Genomic DNA, 16,162 nt, shown 5'->3' with positions numbered 1-16,162 from the left:
ACACACAGCCCGCGCACAGGTGGAACACACGGGCCACCCAGCGCCGGACAGGATTGTCAGGGGCATGACAGCGACCCAGTTGCCGCCCCAGACCACGGGCGCACAACAGACCGGCCGCGGCCCGGTGCGGACGTCCGGCCCGGCGCCCGTGCTCGACGTGGTTGTGCCGGTACACAACGAGGAGCGCGACCTGGAGCCGTGCGTGCGCAGGCTGCACGCGCACCTGCGCGAGCACTTCCCCTACCGCTTCCGGATCACCGTGGCCGACAACGCCAGCACCGACGGCACCTGGGCGGTCGCCGAGGGCCTGGCCGCCGAGCTGCCCGGGGTGCGGGCCGTGCGGCTGGCGCTCAAGGGTCGTGGCCGGGCCCTGCACCAGACCTGGCTCGGCTCCGACGCCGAGGTGCTCGCCTACATGGACGTGGACCTGTCCACCGATCTGAACGCATTGTCCCCACTGGTGGCGCCGCTGATCTCCGGGCACTCGGACGTGGCGATCGGCAGCAGGCTGGCGCGCGGCGCGCGGGTGGTGCGCGGGCCGAAGCGGGAGCTCATCTCCCGCGCCTACAACCTCCTGCTGCGCGGCACGCTGGCGGTGCGGTTCTCCGACGCGCAGTGCGGGTTCAAGGCGATCCGTGCGGACGTGGCCCGCGCGCTGCTGCCGCACGTGGCCGACACCGGCTGGTTCTTCGACACCGAGCTGCTGGTGCTGGCCCAGCGGGCGGGCTCGCGCATCCACGAGGTGCCGGTGGACTGGGTGGACGACCCGGACAGCCGGGTGGACATCGTCTCGACCGCGCTGGCCGACCTGCGCGGCATCGCCCGGCTGGCCCGCGGCCTGGCGACGGGTCGGCTGCCGATCGCGCGGCTGCGCGCCCAGCTGGGCCGGGACCCGATCAGCGCCGACCCGCCCGGGGTCCCGAGTGGACTGCTGCGGCAGGTGGTGCGGTTCGCCGCCGTCGGCGTGGTGAGCACGCTCGCGTACCTGCTGCTGTACGTGCTGCTGCGCGGCCAGGTGGGTCCGCAGGGGGCGAACCTGGTGGCGCTGCTGGTGACCGCGGTCGGCAACACGGCCGCTAACCGGCGGCTCACCTTCGGTGTGCGTGGCGCGGAAGGCGCGGCCAAGCACCAGTTCCAGGGCCTGCTGGTGTTCGTGCTCGGCCTCGGGCTCACCAGCGGGTCGCTGGCGCTGCTGCACGGGCTGAGCGACCCGGGCAGGCTGACCGAGGTCGTGGTGCTGGTGGCGGCCAACCTGCTGGCGACCGTGTTGCGGTTCCTGCTGTTGCGCGGCTGGGTGTTCCGCCGCGCCGACGAGCCGGAGCTGGAGGTCACGCAGTGACCACCGCCACAGTGGCCGTACCGCAACTGAAAACCATTACCCGCCAAGCGGTTCGCGTCCGGCCGCGCTGGGAGGTCCCCGGCCTGGTCACGCTGCTGGTCGCGACCGCGGCGCTGTACCTGTGGGATCTCGGCGCCTCCGGCATGGCCAACCAGTTCTACGCCGCCGCCGCGCAGGCGGCCACGCAGAGCTGGAAGGCGTTGTTCTTCGGCTCGCTGGACGCGGGCAACGCGATCACCGTGGACAAGCCGCCCGCCGCGATCTGGCTGATGGGGTTGTCGGGGCGGCTGTTCGGGTTCTCCGCGTGGAGCATGCTGCTGCCGCAGGCGCTCGCGGGCGTCGGCTCGGTGTGGCTGTCGTACGCGGCGGTGCGGCGCTGGTCCGGCCCGGCGGCGGGGTTGCTCGCCGGGGCGGCGTTGGCGCTCACGCCGGTCGCGGCACTGATGTTCAAGTTCAACAATCCTGACGCGCTACTGGTTCTGCTGCTGGTCGCGGGCGCGTACTGCACGGTGCGCGCGACGGAGAAGGCGAACCCGGCATGGCTGGTGCTGGCCGGGACCGCGATCGGGTTCGGGTTCCTGACCAAGATGCTCCAGGCTTTCCTGGTACTGCCCGCGTTCGCGCTGGTATACGCGATCGCCGCGCCGACGGGTCCGCTGCGCCGGGCGCTGCACCTGTTGTGGGCGGCGGTCGCGGTCGTCGTGTCGGCCGGGTGGTACGTGGTGGTCGCGGACCTGTGGCCCGCCTCGGCGCGCCCGTACATCGGCGGCTCGACCGACAACTCGGTGCTGGACCTGGCCTTGGGCTACAACGGGTTGGGCCGGATCCTCGGCGGGGACGGCAACGGCGGTGGCGGCGGACCGATGGGCGGCGGCAATGCCGCGTTCGGCGGTGCCACCGGGCTGTTTCGCATGTTCGGTACCAGCTTCGCTTTGGAGGTCTCCTGGCTGCTTCCCGCCGCCGTGATCGGTCTGGTGTCGGGGCTGTGGTTCACCCGCCGCGCGCCGCGCACCGACCGCACCCGGGCCGCGTTGCTGCTGTGGGGCGGGTGGACCGTGGTGACCGCGCTGGTGTTCAGCTACATGCAGGGCACGATCCATCCCTACTACTCGGTCGCGCTGGCACCGGGAATCGCGGCAGTCGTGGCGATCTCGGCACACGGGCTGTGGCGCGGCCGCGACCATCTGCCTGCCCGGATCGTGTTGGCGGGCATGGTCGTGACCAGCGCCGGGTGGGGTTTCGTCTTGCTGGAACGGCAAAGCGACTGGCAGCCGTGGCTGCGCTGGGTGGTGGCCGCGGCCGGGATCGCGGCGGGCACGGCGATCGCCATGGGGGCACACGGGATCCGCCGGGCGGCACCCTCGGTCGCGGCGGTGGCACTGGTGGCCGCGGTCGCCGCGCCCGCGGCCTACACCGTGGCCACCGCGTCGACCCCGCACAGCGGATCCATCCCGGTCTCCGGTCCGGGCGGGTCCGGCGCGTTCGGCGGCATGGGCGGCGGATTCCCGGGCGGTGACTCGGATGGCGGTGCCGTCGGCGGCACGGCGCCGGGCAGCATGGGTGGCGGACCGGGCGGCGGACAGGTCGGCGCGGAGCTGGTGTCCGCGTTGCGCGCGACCACCGGTCGGTGGGCCGCGGCGAGCACCGGATCACAGGGCGCCGCCGCGCTGCAGCTGGCCAGTGGCAGGCCGGTGATGGCCATCGGCGGCTTCACCGGCAGCGACCCGGCGCCCACGCTCGCCGAGTTCCAGGCGTATGTCGAGTCCGGACAGGTGCGCTACTACATCGGCGGCGGCATGGGCGGACCGGGCGGCCGGGGCGGCGGTCAGATCGCGAGCTGGGTACAGGAGAACTTCGCGGAGGTCACGATCGGCGGCCAGACGGTGTACGACCTGGCCGAACCCGTCGGGTGAGGTCTTTGTACCTGGGACAGCGGCGTCGGGCCCGCGTAGGCTGCCGTCCACTCGGTTCCGACGCCGCTGGGAGGGCTGGCCGTGCACGAGGACGCGAGCCCATCCCGGCGTACCGAAGGTGGTGGCGGCGATCGCTGACCAGACACCGTCGACCGCGCCGAGCGTGTCCGACGCCCAGCTCCCCGCCCCGCAGGCCCGGCCGGGCGGGCCCACCCGGCTCAGCGGGCACGCCGACCTGCGCACCCGCCCGGACTTCGAGGAACTGCTGCTGGTGCTGTGCGGTCGGGCCACCGGGGATGTCCACTTGGACCTCGGCGAGCTGGACTTCATCGACGTGTCCGGTGTGATCACGCTGCTGCGCGCGGCGGGCACGCTGCCCGGCACGAGCGCGCTGGTGCTGCGCAACCCGCCGGAGTCGATGCGGCGCATCCTGGAGCTGCTCGGCCCGGCGGGCGGCGACGCCCGCGTCCGGGTGGAGTGACGGTCACAGTCCGGAAACGGCCCTATGGCGGGAAAGCCGCGACCATTGGCCCGACGCCATATGTCAGAACGACACCTGGCCGGTGGCCTCATCTCCTTGCCGGTCGCCCAACAGCTCGCGTACCCGGGACTCCGACACCTGGGTGAAGTCCCGGTACCACTGGCCCACGGAGGTGAACTCCGCCGGGGCCGTGGGGCAGACCACCTCGTCGGCGATCTCGCACAGCCGCCGCACCACCGCCGCGGGCGCCACCGGCACGGCCAGCACCACCCGCTCGGCACCGAGACCGCGCACGATCCGCACCGCGGCCTCGATCGTGGCGCCGGTGGCCACGCCGTCGTCCACCACGATGGCGGTGCGCCCGGTCAGCTCCCGCGGTGGCCGCCCGCCGCGCAGCCGCCCGGCCCGCGCGGCCACCTCGGCACGCACCCTGGCGACCGTGTCCGCCAGGTCCGACCAGGACAGTCGCAGCATGGCCAGCACGTGCTCCGCGCGCACCTCCACCCCGCCCTCGCCCACCGCGCCCACCGCCAGCTCCGGCGAGTCCGGCGCGCCGACCTTGCCGACCAGCACCACGTCCAACTCGGCGGCCAGCGCGCGGGCGACCTCGGCGGCGACCGGCACCCCGCCGCGCGGCAGACCCAACACCACCGGGCGGACCGGGCGCTGTTGTACCAACCGCGCGGCCAGCACCCGGCCCGCGTCGACCCGGTCGGCATAGCGCACTCCCCCAGTCTGCGCCCTCACCCACACCCGCGCCGAGCCACCGGCTTTGCCCCGTTCGTGTGACGTCCTGCCGGGTCTGTCGGCCCTACTGTGACCGTACGGTCCGATCGTCCCGTCCGAACGTCCCGCCACCGGGCCGGGTTCGGAACGATTTTCCCCACCGCCACCTGCCCGAACGGCGCTCCCGCGGCGAAACGTGAAACTCCTCGCGAGTGACATCACCTGTCCCGGGGTACTTCTCGGACAGGTTCGACAACGACAGGGCAGCCCCATCGCCCACCCCGAGCACGAGGAGAGGACATGGCCATCTCCGGCATCCTGACCGCGTTGATCATCGGTCTGATCATCGGCGCCCTGGGGCGCCTGGTGGTTCCCGGCAGGCAGTCGATCCCGATCTGGCTGACCATCGCGGTCGGTATCGTCGCGGCGTTCCTGGGGACGGCGCTGGCGAACGCGGTCGGCGTCGGGAACACCGCGGGCGTGGACTGGATCGAGATCGTGTTCCAGGTGGCGCTCGCCGCGATCGGCGTGTCGCTGGTGTCCGGCTACTACGGTCGCCGCCACGTGCACCGTTAAAAGGCAGGCCAAGCAGGCAGACGGCGAAGGCCCCGACCCGGGATGGGTCGGGGCCTTCGCCGTACTCGCGGTCGGTCCTCATCGGACGACCACAGTGGACCTCACGGTCGGCGTCTCGGCACCCGGCAGGGCCTCAGTGGATCGGCTCCAGCACCCGGGTCTCCTCCGCCGCCGAGGGCACGTCCTCGTCGCGGCGGCGCAGGAAGCGCGGCGTCCACCAGTTGCGCTCGCCCAGCACCGCCATCAGCGAGGGCAGCACGACCGCGCGGATGATCGTGGCGTCCAGCAGGATCGCGGTCGCCAGGCCGACGCCCATCTGCTTCATGTCGATCGTGCTGAGCGTGCCGAAGATGGAGAACACGCCCACCATCACGATCGCCGCGCTGGTCACCACGCCCGCGGAGGAGGTGATGCCGCGGGCCACCGCGGCCCGGTTGTCCAGGCCACCCTGCCGGGCCTCGCGGATCCGGCTGACGACGAACACGTGGTAGTCCATGGAGAGCCCGAACAGCACCACGAACAGCATCAGCGGCAGCCAGGCGACGATGCCGCCGGTGGAGGTGAACCCGAGCAGCCCCTCCGCCCAGTGGTTCTGGAACACCAGCACCAGCACGCCATAGGCGGCCCCCGCGGAGAGCATGTTCAGCGCGATGGACGACAGCGCGATGATCGGCGCGCGGAACGTCCAGGTCATGATCAGGAACGTCAGCACCAGCACGATGGTGATCACCCAGGGCAGCGAGGTGGTCATCTGGTCGATGAAGTCGTTCTCCCCCGCGGTCTGCCCGCTGACGGCGAACTCCGCCCCCGCCACCGTGCCGATCGTCTGCGGCAGCGCGACCGTGCGCAGCCAGGTCAGCGACGCGTCCGCCTCCGGGCTCGTGGCGGGCACCGGGATGGGCGCGCCGATCAGGAAGACGCGGCCGTCCGGCGACCGGTTCACCTCCGGCTGCCGCTCGTGCGCGAACGCCGGGTCGGCCTTGATCCGGTCTTCCAGCGCGGCCACCGCGGCCTCGGTCTGGGTGACCTTGTCGGCCGGGGCGCGCACACCGATCGCGTGCACCGCGCCGGTGCTCGGGAACGCCTCGGTCATCCGGTCGTAGGACTGCATGATCGGGATGCTGCGCGGCAGGTCCGCGGTGCCCGGGGAGTTCAGGTTCATGCTGAACGCCGGGATGGCCAGGGCGATCAGGGCCAGGCCGGAGACCAGCAGGGTGGCGCCGGGGCGGCGCAGCGAGGGCCGCAGCACGGCCTTCCACACGCGGGGCTCGCCCTGCGAGCGGGCGGTGAGCCGCCACACCAGCGGGACCCGCGGCTTGTCCACCCAGCGGCCGAGCTTGGCCAGCATCGCGGGCAGCACGGTGATGGAGCCGATGACCGCGACCAGCACGACCAGGATGGCGCCGACGGCCATCGAGGAGAAGATCAGGTTGTCGGCGATGAACATGCCCGCCATGGCGACCACGACCGCGATGCCGGAGACCACGATGGCGTGTCCGGAGGTGGCGGCGGCGATCTCCACCGCGTCCAGGTGCGTGCGCCCCTTGGCGCGTTCCTCGCGTTCACGACGCACGTAGAACAGCGAGTAGTCGACGCCGACGGCCATGCCGATCAGCAGGATCATGCTGCTGGTGTTGTCCGATGCGGGCAGCAGCTGCGACACCAGCGAGGACAGGCCGATCGCGCTGCCCACCGCGGAAAGGGCCAGCAGCACCGGGATGCCCGCGGCGATGACGGCGCCGAACGCGACCAGCATGATGATCAGCGTGACCGGCAGGCTGATCAGCTCGGCCTTGCTGAAGTCGTCGCCGAGCGTCGCGGACAGCGCCTTGCTCAGCGACTCCCCGCCGACCTGTTCCACCCGCAGGTCGGGGTGCGCGGCCTGGACCGCGGCGGTGGCGTCGAGCAACGGTTGCAGGCGCTCGTCCGCGGTCTCCGGGTCACCCGCCATGTCGACGCTGACCAGCGTGGCGGTGCCCTTGGGCGAGGGCATCGGCGCGCTGACCTCGCCGACCTCCTTGAGCCCGGACATCCGCTGCCGCACCTCGCCCGCGACGGTCGCGGCCACACCCTGGTCCAGCGCGCCCGCCCGGGCGGTGATCAGGACGTTCTCGGTGGCGGGCCGCTTGAAGCCCGCGTCGTCCACCATCTTCTGGTAGACGGCCATCTCCCCCTTGGCGTCGTCGTCGAAATCGGCCGACTTGGTCCCCACCGCCCCGCCGATACCGATGCACAGCGCCACGAACACGATCCACGCACCGATGGCGCGCCAGGGGTGCTCGGCACTCCACCTGGCGACCCGCACGGTGACCATAGGCCTGGACATTGTTGGCTCTCCCCCGTGAAACGGACTCGTTTGTCGGGGGTGAGCCTGTCAGCGCGGAGTGGACCGGCGAATCGGGATTCGTCCCGGATCTTGTCCCTCGGAGAATCCCCTAGGGGTGTCCGGGGTCACCCTGGTCACCCGTTTCCCGATTGTCGCGGCACCTAGCCGATGTGTTTCGGGAATCGGGCGTGACTATTCCGGATCGGATTCGGACCCGGGTTCCCTTTCGTCGGACCTGCGCTCCACATAGAGCACACCGGCGTCCAGGTCGAACCGGCTGACCAGGGGTTCCTGCCCGGTCCCGGCGTCCTCGGCGCTCTCCTTGCGGAGCTTGGGGCCGGGGAACAGCTCACCGAACGCGGTCATGCCCCCACCGTACGCGCCGGGCCGGGGTACGTCATCCCGGTCGCCTTGATCATCACACAGCCCGATCATCCTATGTTTCTAAGTCATTCTCGATCGGGACCCCGAGCATCGCGATGACCAGCTGGGCATAACGCGCGCCCAGCTCCGCCGGTTCCGGCTTGCCGCCGCTGCGGTACCAGCGCACCACGTCCACGCTCAGCGACATCACCGCGCGAGCGGCGGTGCGGACGTCGGGCACCCGGAACACCCCGGCGCGCACGCCCTCCTCGATCAGCTCGCGCACCACGGCCTCGGTCCGCCGCCGCAGCGACGCCACGGCCGTGTGGTCGGCCTCGGGCAGCGCGGTCAGCTCGTACTGCACCACCCGGGCGACCCGGTGCCGGGTGGCATGCCAGGCCACGAACTCGGCCACCAGCGCGGACATCCGCGCCGCCGGGTCCCCGTGCCCCGCGGCAGCCGTGGCGACCAGGTCCAGCGCGTGCTCGTGCCCACTGCGGCTGATCGCGGCCAGCACCGCCGCCTTGGACGGGAAGTGCACGTACAGCGCGGCCGGGCTCATCCCGGCGGCGGTGGCGATGTCGCGGGTGGTGGTGGCGTGGAACCCGCGCTCGGCGAAGGCGTCCACGGCGGCGGCCATCAGCCTGCGCGCCGCCTCCGGCCGCACCTCGGGGGCCAGCTCCGGCAGCAGCTCCGAGGTCTGCCCGGCCGCCTGCTCATCCGTCAGGTCCGCGGCCGGACCCGGCTGATGGTCGCCGTCGCGGCCGGTCATCCGGGCAGGTCCACCAGCGGGGCCAGGGCGGCCCGGTGCCTGCCGGGCGTGCCGAGCGCGATCTCCGACGCCTTGGCCCGCTTGAGGTACAGGTGCGCCGGGTGCTCCCAGGTCATGCCGATACCGCCGTGCAGCTGCACGCACTCCTCGGCCGCCTGCACCGCGACCGCCGCGCACAGCGACTGCGCCACCGAGACCGACACCGGGACGTCGACACCGGTGGTCAGCGCGTCGGCGGCGGCGCGGGCGGCGGCCCGGGCCAGCACGATCCGCTGCCACAGGTCGGCGAGCCGGTGCTTGAGCGCCTGAAACGAGCCGACCGGGCGGCCGAACTGGTGGCGCTGCCTGAGGTAGTCGACGGTGATGTCCAGGCAGCGTTGCGCGAGCCCGACCTGTTCGGCGGCGAGGATCCCGGCCCCGGCCAGCAGCGCGGCCCGCACGGCGTCGGGGCCCGAGCCCGCGACCTGGGTGCCGGGCGCGCCGGTGAACTCGACATCGGCGAGCGGGCGGGTCTGGTCGAGCGCGAGCACCGGGGTGATCCGCGCCGCGCGGGCGTCCACCAGGTGCAGGGCGCCGTCGGCGGGGACCACGAGGACGTCGGCGGCGGCCGCGTCGGCGACACTACGGACCGTGCCGACCACGCCACCGTCCACTCGCAGCTCGGCCGTGGAGTCCCAAGTGGACAGTGGGACGGCCAGGACGGCGACCGCGCCGCCATCGGACAGCAGGGCCCGCGCGTCATCGTCGTCGGCGAGGTGCCACAGGGCGGCGGAGGCGAGCACCGCGCTGCCCAGGAACGGCACCGGCGCGACGGCCGCGCCCAGTTCCTCGGCGACGACGGCGGTCTCCCGATAGGACGCGCCCTGCCCGCCCAGCTCCTCCGGCAGGTGCAGCGTGGTGGCGCCGAGCTCCGCCAACGCGCGCCAGAGGTCGAGGTCGTGCTCGCCCGCCTCGAACCGGGCGAGCGTGGACTCCGGGGCGGCGCGGTCGGCGAGCAGGTCGCGCACGCTGGCCCGCAGGTCGTCCTCGATGTCGGTGTAGCGCAGGTTCGGGTCGGTCATCGCGGCAGGTCCTTCCAGGGCACGTCCTTGTCCACCCGGGGTTCCACGGGCAGGCCCAGGATCCGCTCGGCGATGATGGTGCGCAGGATCTCCGAGGTGCCGCCCTCGATGGAGTTGCCCTTCGCCCGCAGGTAGCGGTAGCCCGGCTCGCGACCGAGGTAGTCGACCATCTCCGGGCGACGCGCGGTCCAGTCGTCGTAACGCAGCCCGTCCTCGGCCAGCAGCTCCACCTCCAGCGCGGACGCCTGCTGCGCGAGCCGGGCGAAGGCGAGCTTCATCGCCGAACCCTCCGGGCCGGGCGAGCCTGCCGCCAGTTCCTGCCGCAGCCGGAGCCCGGCCAGCCGCAGTGCCTCGGACTCGACCCACAACGCCAGCAGCCGGTCGTGCGCCTCGGCTGTGCGCAGCTCGGGGCGTTCGCGCCAGGTCCGGGCGACCAAGCCGATCATGCCGCCCTCGCGTGGGATCGGCCTGCCGCCGATGGCCACGCGCTCGTTCATCAGGGTGGTGCGCGCGACCCGCCAGCCGTCGCCGATGTCGCCGAGCCGGTCGGTGTCCGGGATCCGCACGTCGGTGAGGAACACCTCGTTGAACTCGGCCTCGCCGGTGAGCTGGCGCAGCGGCCGCACGTCCACGCCGGGCGCGGTCATGTCGCAGACGAAGTAGGTGAGGCCCGCGTGCTTGGGCAGGTCCGGGTCGGTGCGGGCGATCAGGATGGCCCAGCGGGCGTTGTGCGCGCTGGAGGTCCACACCTTCTGCCCGGTGACCACCCAGTCGTCGCCGTCCCGGCGCGCGCGGGTGGCCAGCGCGGCGAGGTCGGATCCCGCGCCCGGCTCGCTGAACAGCTGGCACCACGGCTCCTCGCCGGTCCACAGCGGACGGAGGAACCTGGCCCGCTGCGCGTCGGTGCCGTGCGCCAGGATCGTCGGTGCGGCCATGCCCAGCCCGATGCCGATCCGGCGCGGGTTGTTGTCCGGCGCGCCTGCCGCGGCCAGCAGTTCGTCCACAAGGGACTGTTCGGCGCGGGGCAGGCCCAGGCCGCCGAGGCCGACCGGGAAGTGCACCCAGGCCAGCCCGGCGTCGAACCGGGCGCGCAGGAAGTCCGGGCGCTCGGTGGTGGCCGGGTCGTGCTCGGCCAGCAGGGCCGCGACCCGCTCGCGGAGTTCGCTCACGCCGCCTCCTCCTTCCGGGGCACCAGCAACAGCACCGACTCGGCCACGCAACCCGGCTTGTCCGAGCCCTCGATCTCGACGGTGTAGCCGATCACCACCCGCACACCCTGGGCGACCTCGGTGGCCGCGTGCAGCTGCGCGCCGAGCCGGATCCGGGCGCCGACCCTGACCACGCCGGGGAACCGGACCTTGTTGAGCCCGTAGTTCACACCCATGGCGACTCCCTCGAACCGGTAGATCTCCCGGCCCAGCAAGGGGATCAGCGACAGTGTGAGGTAACCGTGCGCGACCGTGGCGCCGAACGGTCCGCGCGCGGCGCGCTCGGCGTCCAGGTGGATCCACTGGTGGTCGCCGGTGGCGTCGGCGAAGGCCTGGACGCGCTCCTGGGTGATCTCCAACCAGTCGCTGTGGCCGAGGTGCTCACCGACCGCCGCCGCCAACGCGGACGTCCCGTCGAACACACGCATAGCCCGCCCCCTCATTCGCCCGCCTGTGCCCAATCCACCCACCCACCCGCCTGTGCCCAATCCACCCACCCGCCCTAGTCCTGCGGCCCGCCCGCCACATAGATCACCTGACCGGACACGAACCCGGCCTCCTCGCTCGCCAGGAAGGACGCGACAGCGGCCACGTCCTCGGGCTGCCCGATACGGCGCACCGGGATCGCCGCCGCCGCACCGGCCTTGAAGTCCTCGAACGCCATCTTCATCCGGGCGGCGGTGGCGGCGGTCATCTCGGTCTCGATGAAACCGGGCGCGATGGCGTTCGCGGTGACGCCGAACTTGCCCAGCTCGATGGCGACGGTCTTGGTGAAGCCCTGCAGCCCGGCCTTGGCGGTGGCGTAGTTGACCTGTCCGCGGTTGCCCAGCGCGGAGGTGCTGGACAGCGTGACGATGCGGCCGTAGCCCTGCTCGGTCTGGAAGCGCTGCACCGCGCGGGTCATCAGGAACGCGCCGCGCAGGTGCACGCCGATGACCGAGTCCCAGTCGTCGTCGGTCATCTTGAACAGCAGGTTGTCGCGCAGGATGCCCGCGTTGTTCACCAGCACGACCGGCGGCCCCAGCTTCTCGGCGACCGCCGCGACCGCCGCCTCCACCTGTCCGGCGTCGCTCACGTCCGCCCCGACGGCGGCCGCCCGGCCGCCCGCGTCGGTGATCGCGGCGACCGTGTCGGCCCCGGACTCGGCGGTGAGGTCGAGCACCGCGACGGCGAACCCGTCGGCGCCCAGCCGCCGGGCGATCGCCGCGCCGATCCCCCTGGCCGCTCCGGTGACGATGGCGACGCGCTGGGTCATGCCGTTCCTCCCGTGGGCCGAATCCGTTGGGCCGGTTGGCTAAGCAAGCGCTTAGCCGCCGCACCGCCCAGCAAATTACCGAGCGGTTCCCGCCCTGTCCACCGTCGACCCGGGTGATGATGACGGGGTGACTGGCACGCCCCACGACCCCCGGGCCCCGGAGACCGCGCGCTGGCTGCGCACGGTGTTGGCGGGCGACCCTGAGCATCGGCTGACCTCGCTGTGGCGCACCGGCGACCCCCGCGCCCGCGTGCTGGCTGCCGTGCTGATCGCGGGGCCCGCGCTGCTCGGCACGCTGGTCGCGGCGCTGTGGCTGGGCTGGGTCGTCACGCTGGTGGTGGCGGCGCTGACCATCGTCCTGCCCTACATGGCGTGGGCGCACCGCGATCCGGAGCCGCACCACGTCGCGTGGCGGCGGCTGCGCACGCCCGGGGCGTTCATCCCGCTGGCGATCAGCGTGGTGTGCCTGGGTTTCGGTCCGTCGCTATGGGACTACCTGCCCGATCGCGGCAGGGAGATCCCGGCGTGGCACTTCGCCGTGGTGATGGCCGGAATGCTCCTGTTCTTCGGCACGTTCGAGCGCGTGCTGTCCGTGCGCACGCCCGCGGACGTCGGGGCGAGCGAGACCGTCCGGCAGGGCGTGACGCGCGACCTCACCGGCATCGTGGCGCTCCTCGTCCAGTTCCTGCTCTGCCTCGGCCCACGGCTGGGCCTGACGGCCGGGCTGGTCGGGATCTCCGCGCTGGTGCTGGTCGAGTCGCCGTGGCCGCGCTACGCGGTGACGGTGCGGCTAGGCGCGCGCACGGGCGCCCTCCCCCAGCGCCCGGCCCGTTTCCTGGACTGGGCGCGTCGGGAGGGCCTGGTCCGCCCGTCCGACACCGACACCGCCCCGGGCTGAGCCGACCGGTCAGCCCAGGCGCGCGACCGCGTGCATCTCCCAGACGAGGATCTCCGCGCCGTCCGGCCCGGCGGTGACGCGCTGCCCGCCGGACGCGGTCAGCCGGGCGGCGTCGCCCGCGCCGAGCGGGCCGTCCGACTCCAGCGTGACCGAACCCAGGGGCACGAACAGGTGCACGAACGGGGCTTCCGGAAGGGTGACCGACCCACCGGGCGCCAGCCGCGCGGCGTAGAGGGCAGCGTGCTCCTGCCCGATCCGGATCGCCGCCGCGTCCGCGTGCTTGCCCATGCCGGAGGCCACCGGCACCAGCCCGCCCGCGAGCAGCTCGGCGTCGATCTCCAGCTGCTCGTAGCCCGGGGTCCGGCCCGCCTCGTCCGGCACCACCCACATCTGCACGAAGTGCACCGGGTCGGCGTGCCCCGGGCCGCCGGACAGCCGCCACGAGTCGTTCTTCTCGGAGTGCAGGATGCCGGTGCCCGCGCTCATGCGCTGGGCCAGGCCCGGGTAGATGATCCCGTTGTGCCCCTCGGAGTCCTGGTGCACGAGCGCGCCGCGCAGCACCCAGGTGACGATCTCCATGTCCCGGTGCGGGTGCGTCTCGAACCCGGCGCCGGGGGTCACGATGTCGTCGTTGTTGACCAGCAGCAGGCCGAAGTGGGTGTTGTCCGGCCGGAAGTGGTGGCCGAAGGAGAAGGAGTGCTTGGAGTCCAACCAGCCGATGTCGGTCTTGAACCGCTCGTCGGCGCGGCGGATGTCGACGGTGCTGGTGCTGCTCATGGCCGGACCACTCTCCTTGACCGCGAAGTAGTTAATGGATTAACTACCGACACTGTACGACCGCGTAGTTGCTCTGTCAACAATCGGGGCGGTCACTAGGCTGTGCGCGTGACCCCGTGGCTGAATCCCGCGCAGCAGCGTTCCTGGCGTGCCCTGGTGGAGGGCGCGGGCCAGCTGCTCGCGCGCATCGACCGGCACCTGCGCGACACCCACGGCCTGACGCTGGCCGAGTACGAGATCCTCGTCCGGCTCTCCGAGGGCCACCTGCACATGTCCGAGCTGGCCGCGCGGGTCAGCCACTCCCGGGCCAGGGTCACCCAGACCGTCGACCGGCTGGTGCGCGCCGACCTGGTGACGCGCTCCGCCTGCCCGGAGGACCGGCGCGGGGTGCACGCCTCACTGACCGCGCGCGGTCAGGAGGTGCTCGGCGCCGCCGCCCGCGACCACGTGCTGGAGGTACGCAGGCTGGTGGTCGACCTGCTCAGCGCGGACGAGCTGACCGCGCTCGGCTCGGCCATGGCCAAGATCCGCGCCGCCACCGACGAGCCGTGACCGCCTTACCCCGGTCAGACCGTGCGGACCTCGACGCCCTCGGCCTGGAACGCCTTGACCTCCTCGGCCGCGGCACCCGAGTCGGTGATCAGCAGCCGGATGTCGGACACCGGGCAGATCTGGGCGAACGCGTGCCTGCCCAGCTTGGAGCTGTCCGCGATCACCACCACCTTGCGCGCCCGGCGGGCCATCAGCCGGTTGATGCTCGCCTCGCCCTCGTGGTGGGCGTAGGCACCGTGCACCGGGTCGACCGCGTCCACACCGAGGAACACCACGTCCAGGGTGATCTCCTCCAGGATCCGGGTCGCCAGCGGGCCGCTCAGCTCGAACGACTGCGGCCGGGCCACTCCCCCGGTCACCACGATCTTCACGTGCGGGCGCACCGCGAGCTCGTTGGCGATGTTGAGCGCGTTGGTGACCACGGTCAGCACCGGCTCGTCCGCCTGGCTGAAGTCCGGGCGGATGGCCAGCGCGCGGGCGATCTCGGTCGTGGTGGTGCCGCCGTTGAGGCCGACCACGCTGTTGCGCGCCACCAGCGCCGCGGCCGCCTTGCCGATGCGCTCCTTCTCCGAGGCGTGCCGGGCGGTCTTGTAGCGCAGCGGCAGGTCGTAGGCCACGTTGTTGGCGACCGCGCCGCCGCGGGTGCGGGTCAGCAGCTGCTGCTCGGCGAGGTGGTCGAGGTCACGGCGGATGGTGGCCGCGCTCACGTCCAGCTCCACCGCGAGGTCGTCCACATCGACCTTGCCCCGCTGCCCGAGCATGTCCAGCAGCGTGCTGAGCCGCTCGTACCGGTCCACCCGCACCTCCTCCACCGTCCTGTCGCGCGCAGGCGCGGCGTTGCAAAGTATCGCCCCGTCGAGGCACATTCAACGACCGACAGGCTTGGCATCGGCTGACCGATCACGCAGTATTCGGGGCGCGCGCGAGCAGCTTCGCGCGGGTCGAGGGACACACCAGGGGAAGGAAGCGCATGGCAGCGGACCAGCACGTGGTCGCCGTGGACGTCGGAGGTACCTCGATCAAGGCCGCGCTCGTCGACCGGGACCTGCGCGCCGTCGAGGTGCTCCGCGAGCCGACCAGGCGGGTCGGCGAGGTGGCCGACGTTGGCCAGATCGCCGAGCTGGTCAACCGGCTGGCCGAGCAGTGCGCCGCGCGCGGCTGCCGGGTCGTCGGCGCGGGCATCGCGGTGCCGGGGATCGTGGACGACGACCTCGGCCTGGTGCGCGCGGCCGTCAACCTGGGCTGGGTGGACGTGCCGCTGCGCGAGGAGCTGGAGAAGGGCACCGGGGTGCCGCTGCTGGTGCGGCACGACGTGCGCACCGGCGGGCTGGCCGAGTTCACCGTCGGCGCGGGCAAGGGCGCGGCGGACGCGATGTTCATGCCGGTGGGCACCGGCATCGCGGCGGCCGTGCAGGTCGACGGCCGGATGCTCGGCGCGGCCGGGTACGCCGGTGAGATCGGCCACGTCGTCGTCGACCCGGGCGGCGCCGTCTGCGGCTGCGGCACCCAGGGCTGCCTGGAGACGCTGGCCGCGGCGCCCGCGTTCGCCCGCCGCTACGCCGAGCGCACCGGCCGCACGGTGAGCGACGCCGCCGGGGTGGCCGCGCTGCTGGCCACCGACCCGGACGCGCGCGCGGTGTGGCGGGACGCGGTGGACGCGCTGGCCACCGCGCTGCTGCTGGCGGTGACCCTGTTCGGCCCGGCCGTGATCGTGATCGGCGGCGGCGTGGCCGAGGCGGGCGAGGCCCTGGTGGGCCCGGTCCGCGAGGAACTGCTGTCCCGGCTGCGTTTCCAGCGCAGGCCCGAGGTCGTGCGCGCCGCACTGGGCCAGGACGCGGGCCGGGTCGGTGCGGCCCTGTTGGGTTGGCAGGCCGCCGGAGAGCCGGTCCGGTAAGGACCCCGCTCGTGTAGTCCC

At 72.9% G+C, this 16,162-nt stretch carries 17 protein-coding genes; 7 read left to right on the top strand and 10 right to left on the bottom strand.

Going from position 1 to position 16,162, the window contains the following annotated elements; genetic code table 11:
- The first annotated feature begins 64 nt into the window (after positions 1 to 64).
- From C503_RS0103280 to C503_RS46625, 3 genes are all read left to right on the top strand, one after another.
- Positions 65 to 1,339: a bifunctional glycosyltransferase family 2/GtrA family protein gene (locus C503_RS0103280; RefSeq protein WP_018680773.1), complete on the top strand. Its 1,275-nt coding sequence runs from the start codon at positions 65 to 67 to the stop codon at positions 1,337 to 1,339.
- Positions 1,336 to 3,252, top strand: coding sequence for an ArnT family glycosyltransferase (locus C503_RS0103275; protein ID WP_018680772.1), 1,917 nt, complete (start codon positions 1,336 to 1,338; stop codon positions 3,250 to 3,252). The genes C503_RS0103280 and C503_RS0103275 overlap by 4 nt, the downstream gene beginning before the upstream one ends.
- Positions 3,253 to 3,373: 121 nt before the next feature.
- Positions 3,374 to 3,733 carry an STAS domain-containing protein gene (locus C503_RS46625; protein ID WP_169514488.1) on the top strand — a complete coding sequence of 120 codons (360 nt, stop codon included), beginning with the start codon at positions 3,374 to 3,376 and terminating at the stop codon, positions 3,731 to 3,733.
- A gap of 63 nt (positions 3,734 to 3,796) precedes the next feature.
- On the opposite strand, the gene C503_RS0103265 is transcribed toward C503_RS46625, so the two are convergent.
- Positions 3,797 to 4,459, bottom strand: coding sequence for a phosphoribosyltransferase (locus C503_RS0103265; protein WP_018680770.1), 663 nt, complete (start codon positions 4,457 to 4,459; stop codon positions 3,797 to 3,799).
- Between the two features lie 300 nt (positions 4,460 to 4,759).
- Between C503_RS0103265 and C503_RS0103260 the strand changes: the two genes are divergently transcribed.
- Positions 4,760 to 5,035: a GlsB/YeaQ/YmgE family stress response membrane protein gene (locus C503_RS0103260; protein WP_018680769.1), complete on the top strand. Its 276-nt coding sequence runs from the start codon at positions 4,760 to 4,762 to the stop codon at positions 5,033 to 5,035.
- 133 nt (positions 5,036 to 5,168) lie between these two features.
- Here C503_RS0103260 and C503_RS0103255 read toward each other — a convergent pair whose 3' ends face one another.
- The 7 genes from C503_RS0103255 to fabG all read right to left on the bottom strand — a co-directional run bounded on the left by C503_RS0103255 (position 5,169) and on the right by fabG (position 12,020).
- On the bottom strand, positions 5,169 to 7,361 hold the full coding sequence (locus tag C503_RS0103255) for an MMPL family transporter (RefSeq protein ID WP_026315936.1): 2,193 nt from the start codon (positions 7,359 to 7,361) through the stop codon (positions 5,169 to 5,171).
- Between the two features lie 192 nt (positions 7,362 to 7,553).
- Positions 7,554 to 7,727 carry a hypothetical protein gene (locus tag C503_RS45635; protein WP_018680767.1) on the bottom strand — a complete coding sequence of 58 codons (174 nt, stop codon included), beginning with the start codon at positions 7,725 to 7,727 and terminating at the stop codon, positions 7,554 to 7,556.
- Positions 7,728 to 7,797: 70 nt separating this feature from the next.
- On the bottom strand, positions 7,798 to 8,364 hold the full coding sequence (locus tag C503_RS0103245; protein ID WP_245572401.1) for a TetR/AcrR family transcriptional regulator: 567 nt from the start codon (positions 8,362 to 8,364) through the stop codon (positions 7,798 to 7,800).
- Between the two features lie 128 nt (positions 8,365 to 8,492).
- Complete coding sequence (locus C503_RS0103240; protein WP_018680765.1) at positions 8,493 to 9,557, bottom strand: acyl-CoA dehydrogenase family protein; 1,065 nt, start codon at positions 9,555 to 9,557, stop codon at positions 8,493 to 8,495.
- A complete protein-coding gene (locus C503_RS0103235) occupies positions 9,554 to 10,726 on the bottom strand; it encodes an acyl-CoA dehydrogenase family protein (RefSeq protein WP_018680764.1) in 1,173 nt (390 codons plus the stop codon). Before C503_RS0103235 ends, C503_RS0103240 begins: the two co-directional genes overlap by 4 nt.
- Complete coding sequence (locus tag C503_RS0103230) at positions 10,723 to 11,193, bottom strand: MaoC family dehydratase (RefSeq protein ID WP_018680763.1); 471 nt, start codon at positions 11,191 to 11,193, stop codon at positions 10,723 to 10,725. The genes C503_RS0103235 and C503_RS0103230 overlap by 4 nt, the downstream gene beginning before the upstream one ends.
- A gap of 74 nt (positions 11,194 to 11,267) precedes the next feature.
- Entirely contained in the window at positions 11,268 to 12,020 is a 753-nt protein-coding gene (gene fabG, locus C503_RS0103225; protein ID WP_018680762.1) for a 3-oxoacyl-ACP reductase FabG, read from the bottom strand.
- Positions 12,021 to 12,147: 127 nt separating this feature from the next.
- On the opposite strand from fabG, the gene C503_RS0103220 reads away from it, so the two are divergent.
- The gene (locus C503_RS0103220; RefSeq protein ID WP_018680761.1) at positions 12,148 to 12,918 is read left to right on the top strand and encodes a hypothetical protein; all 771 of its coding nucleotides are present in this window, start codon (positions 12,148 to 12,150) and stop codon (positions 12,916 to 12,918) included.
- 9 nt (positions 12,919 to 12,927) lie between these two features.
- Here C503_RS0103220 and C503_RS0103215 read toward each other — a convergent pair whose 3' ends face one another.
- A complete protein-coding gene (locus tag C503_RS0103215; protein ID WP_018680760.1) occupies positions 12,928 to 13,695 on the bottom strand; it encodes a pirin family protein in 768 nt (255 codons plus the stop codon).
- Positions 13,696 to 13,803: 108 nt separating this feature from the next.
- Between C503_RS0103215 and C503_RS0103210 the strand changes: the two genes are divergently transcribed.
- Positions 13,804 to 14,247 carry a MarR family winged helix-turn-helix transcriptional regulator gene (locus C503_RS0103210; protein ID WP_211222303.1) on the top strand — a complete coding sequence of 148 codons (444 nt, stop codon included), beginning with the start codon at positions 13,804 to 13,806 and terminating at the stop codon, positions 14,245 to 14,247.
- A gap of 14 nt (positions 14,248 to 14,261) precedes the next feature.
- Here the strand turns inward: C503_RS0103210 and C503_RS0103205 are convergent, their stop codons facing one another.
- Positions 14,262 to 15,044: a DeoR/GlpR family DNA-binding transcription regulator gene (locus tag C503_RS0103205; RefSeq protein WP_026315934.1), complete on the bottom strand. Its 783-nt coding sequence runs from the start codon at positions 15,042 to 15,044 to the stop codon at positions 14,262 to 14,264.
- A gap of 173 nt (positions 15,045 to 15,217) precedes the next feature.
- Between C503_RS0103205 and C503_RS0103200 the strand changes: the two genes are divergently transcribed.
- Positions 15,218 to 16,141: an ROK family protein gene (locus tag C503_RS0103200; protein ID WP_018680757.1), complete on the top strand. Its 924-nt coding sequence runs from the start codon at positions 15,218 to 15,220 to the stop codon at positions 16,139 to 16,141.
- Positions 16,142 to 16,162: the final 21 nt, after the last annotated feature.

Origin of the sequence: Actinokineospora enzanensis DSM 44649 (assembly GCF_000374445.1) — a bacterium.
In the GTDB taxonomy this organism is placed as follows: domain Bacteria; phylum Actinomycetota; class Actinomycetes; order Mycobacteriales; family Pseudonocardiaceae; genus Actinokineospora; species Actinokineospora enzanensis.
Note: the sequence above shows the minus strand (reverse complement) of the source record. Positions and strands in the feature narration are given on the sequence as shown.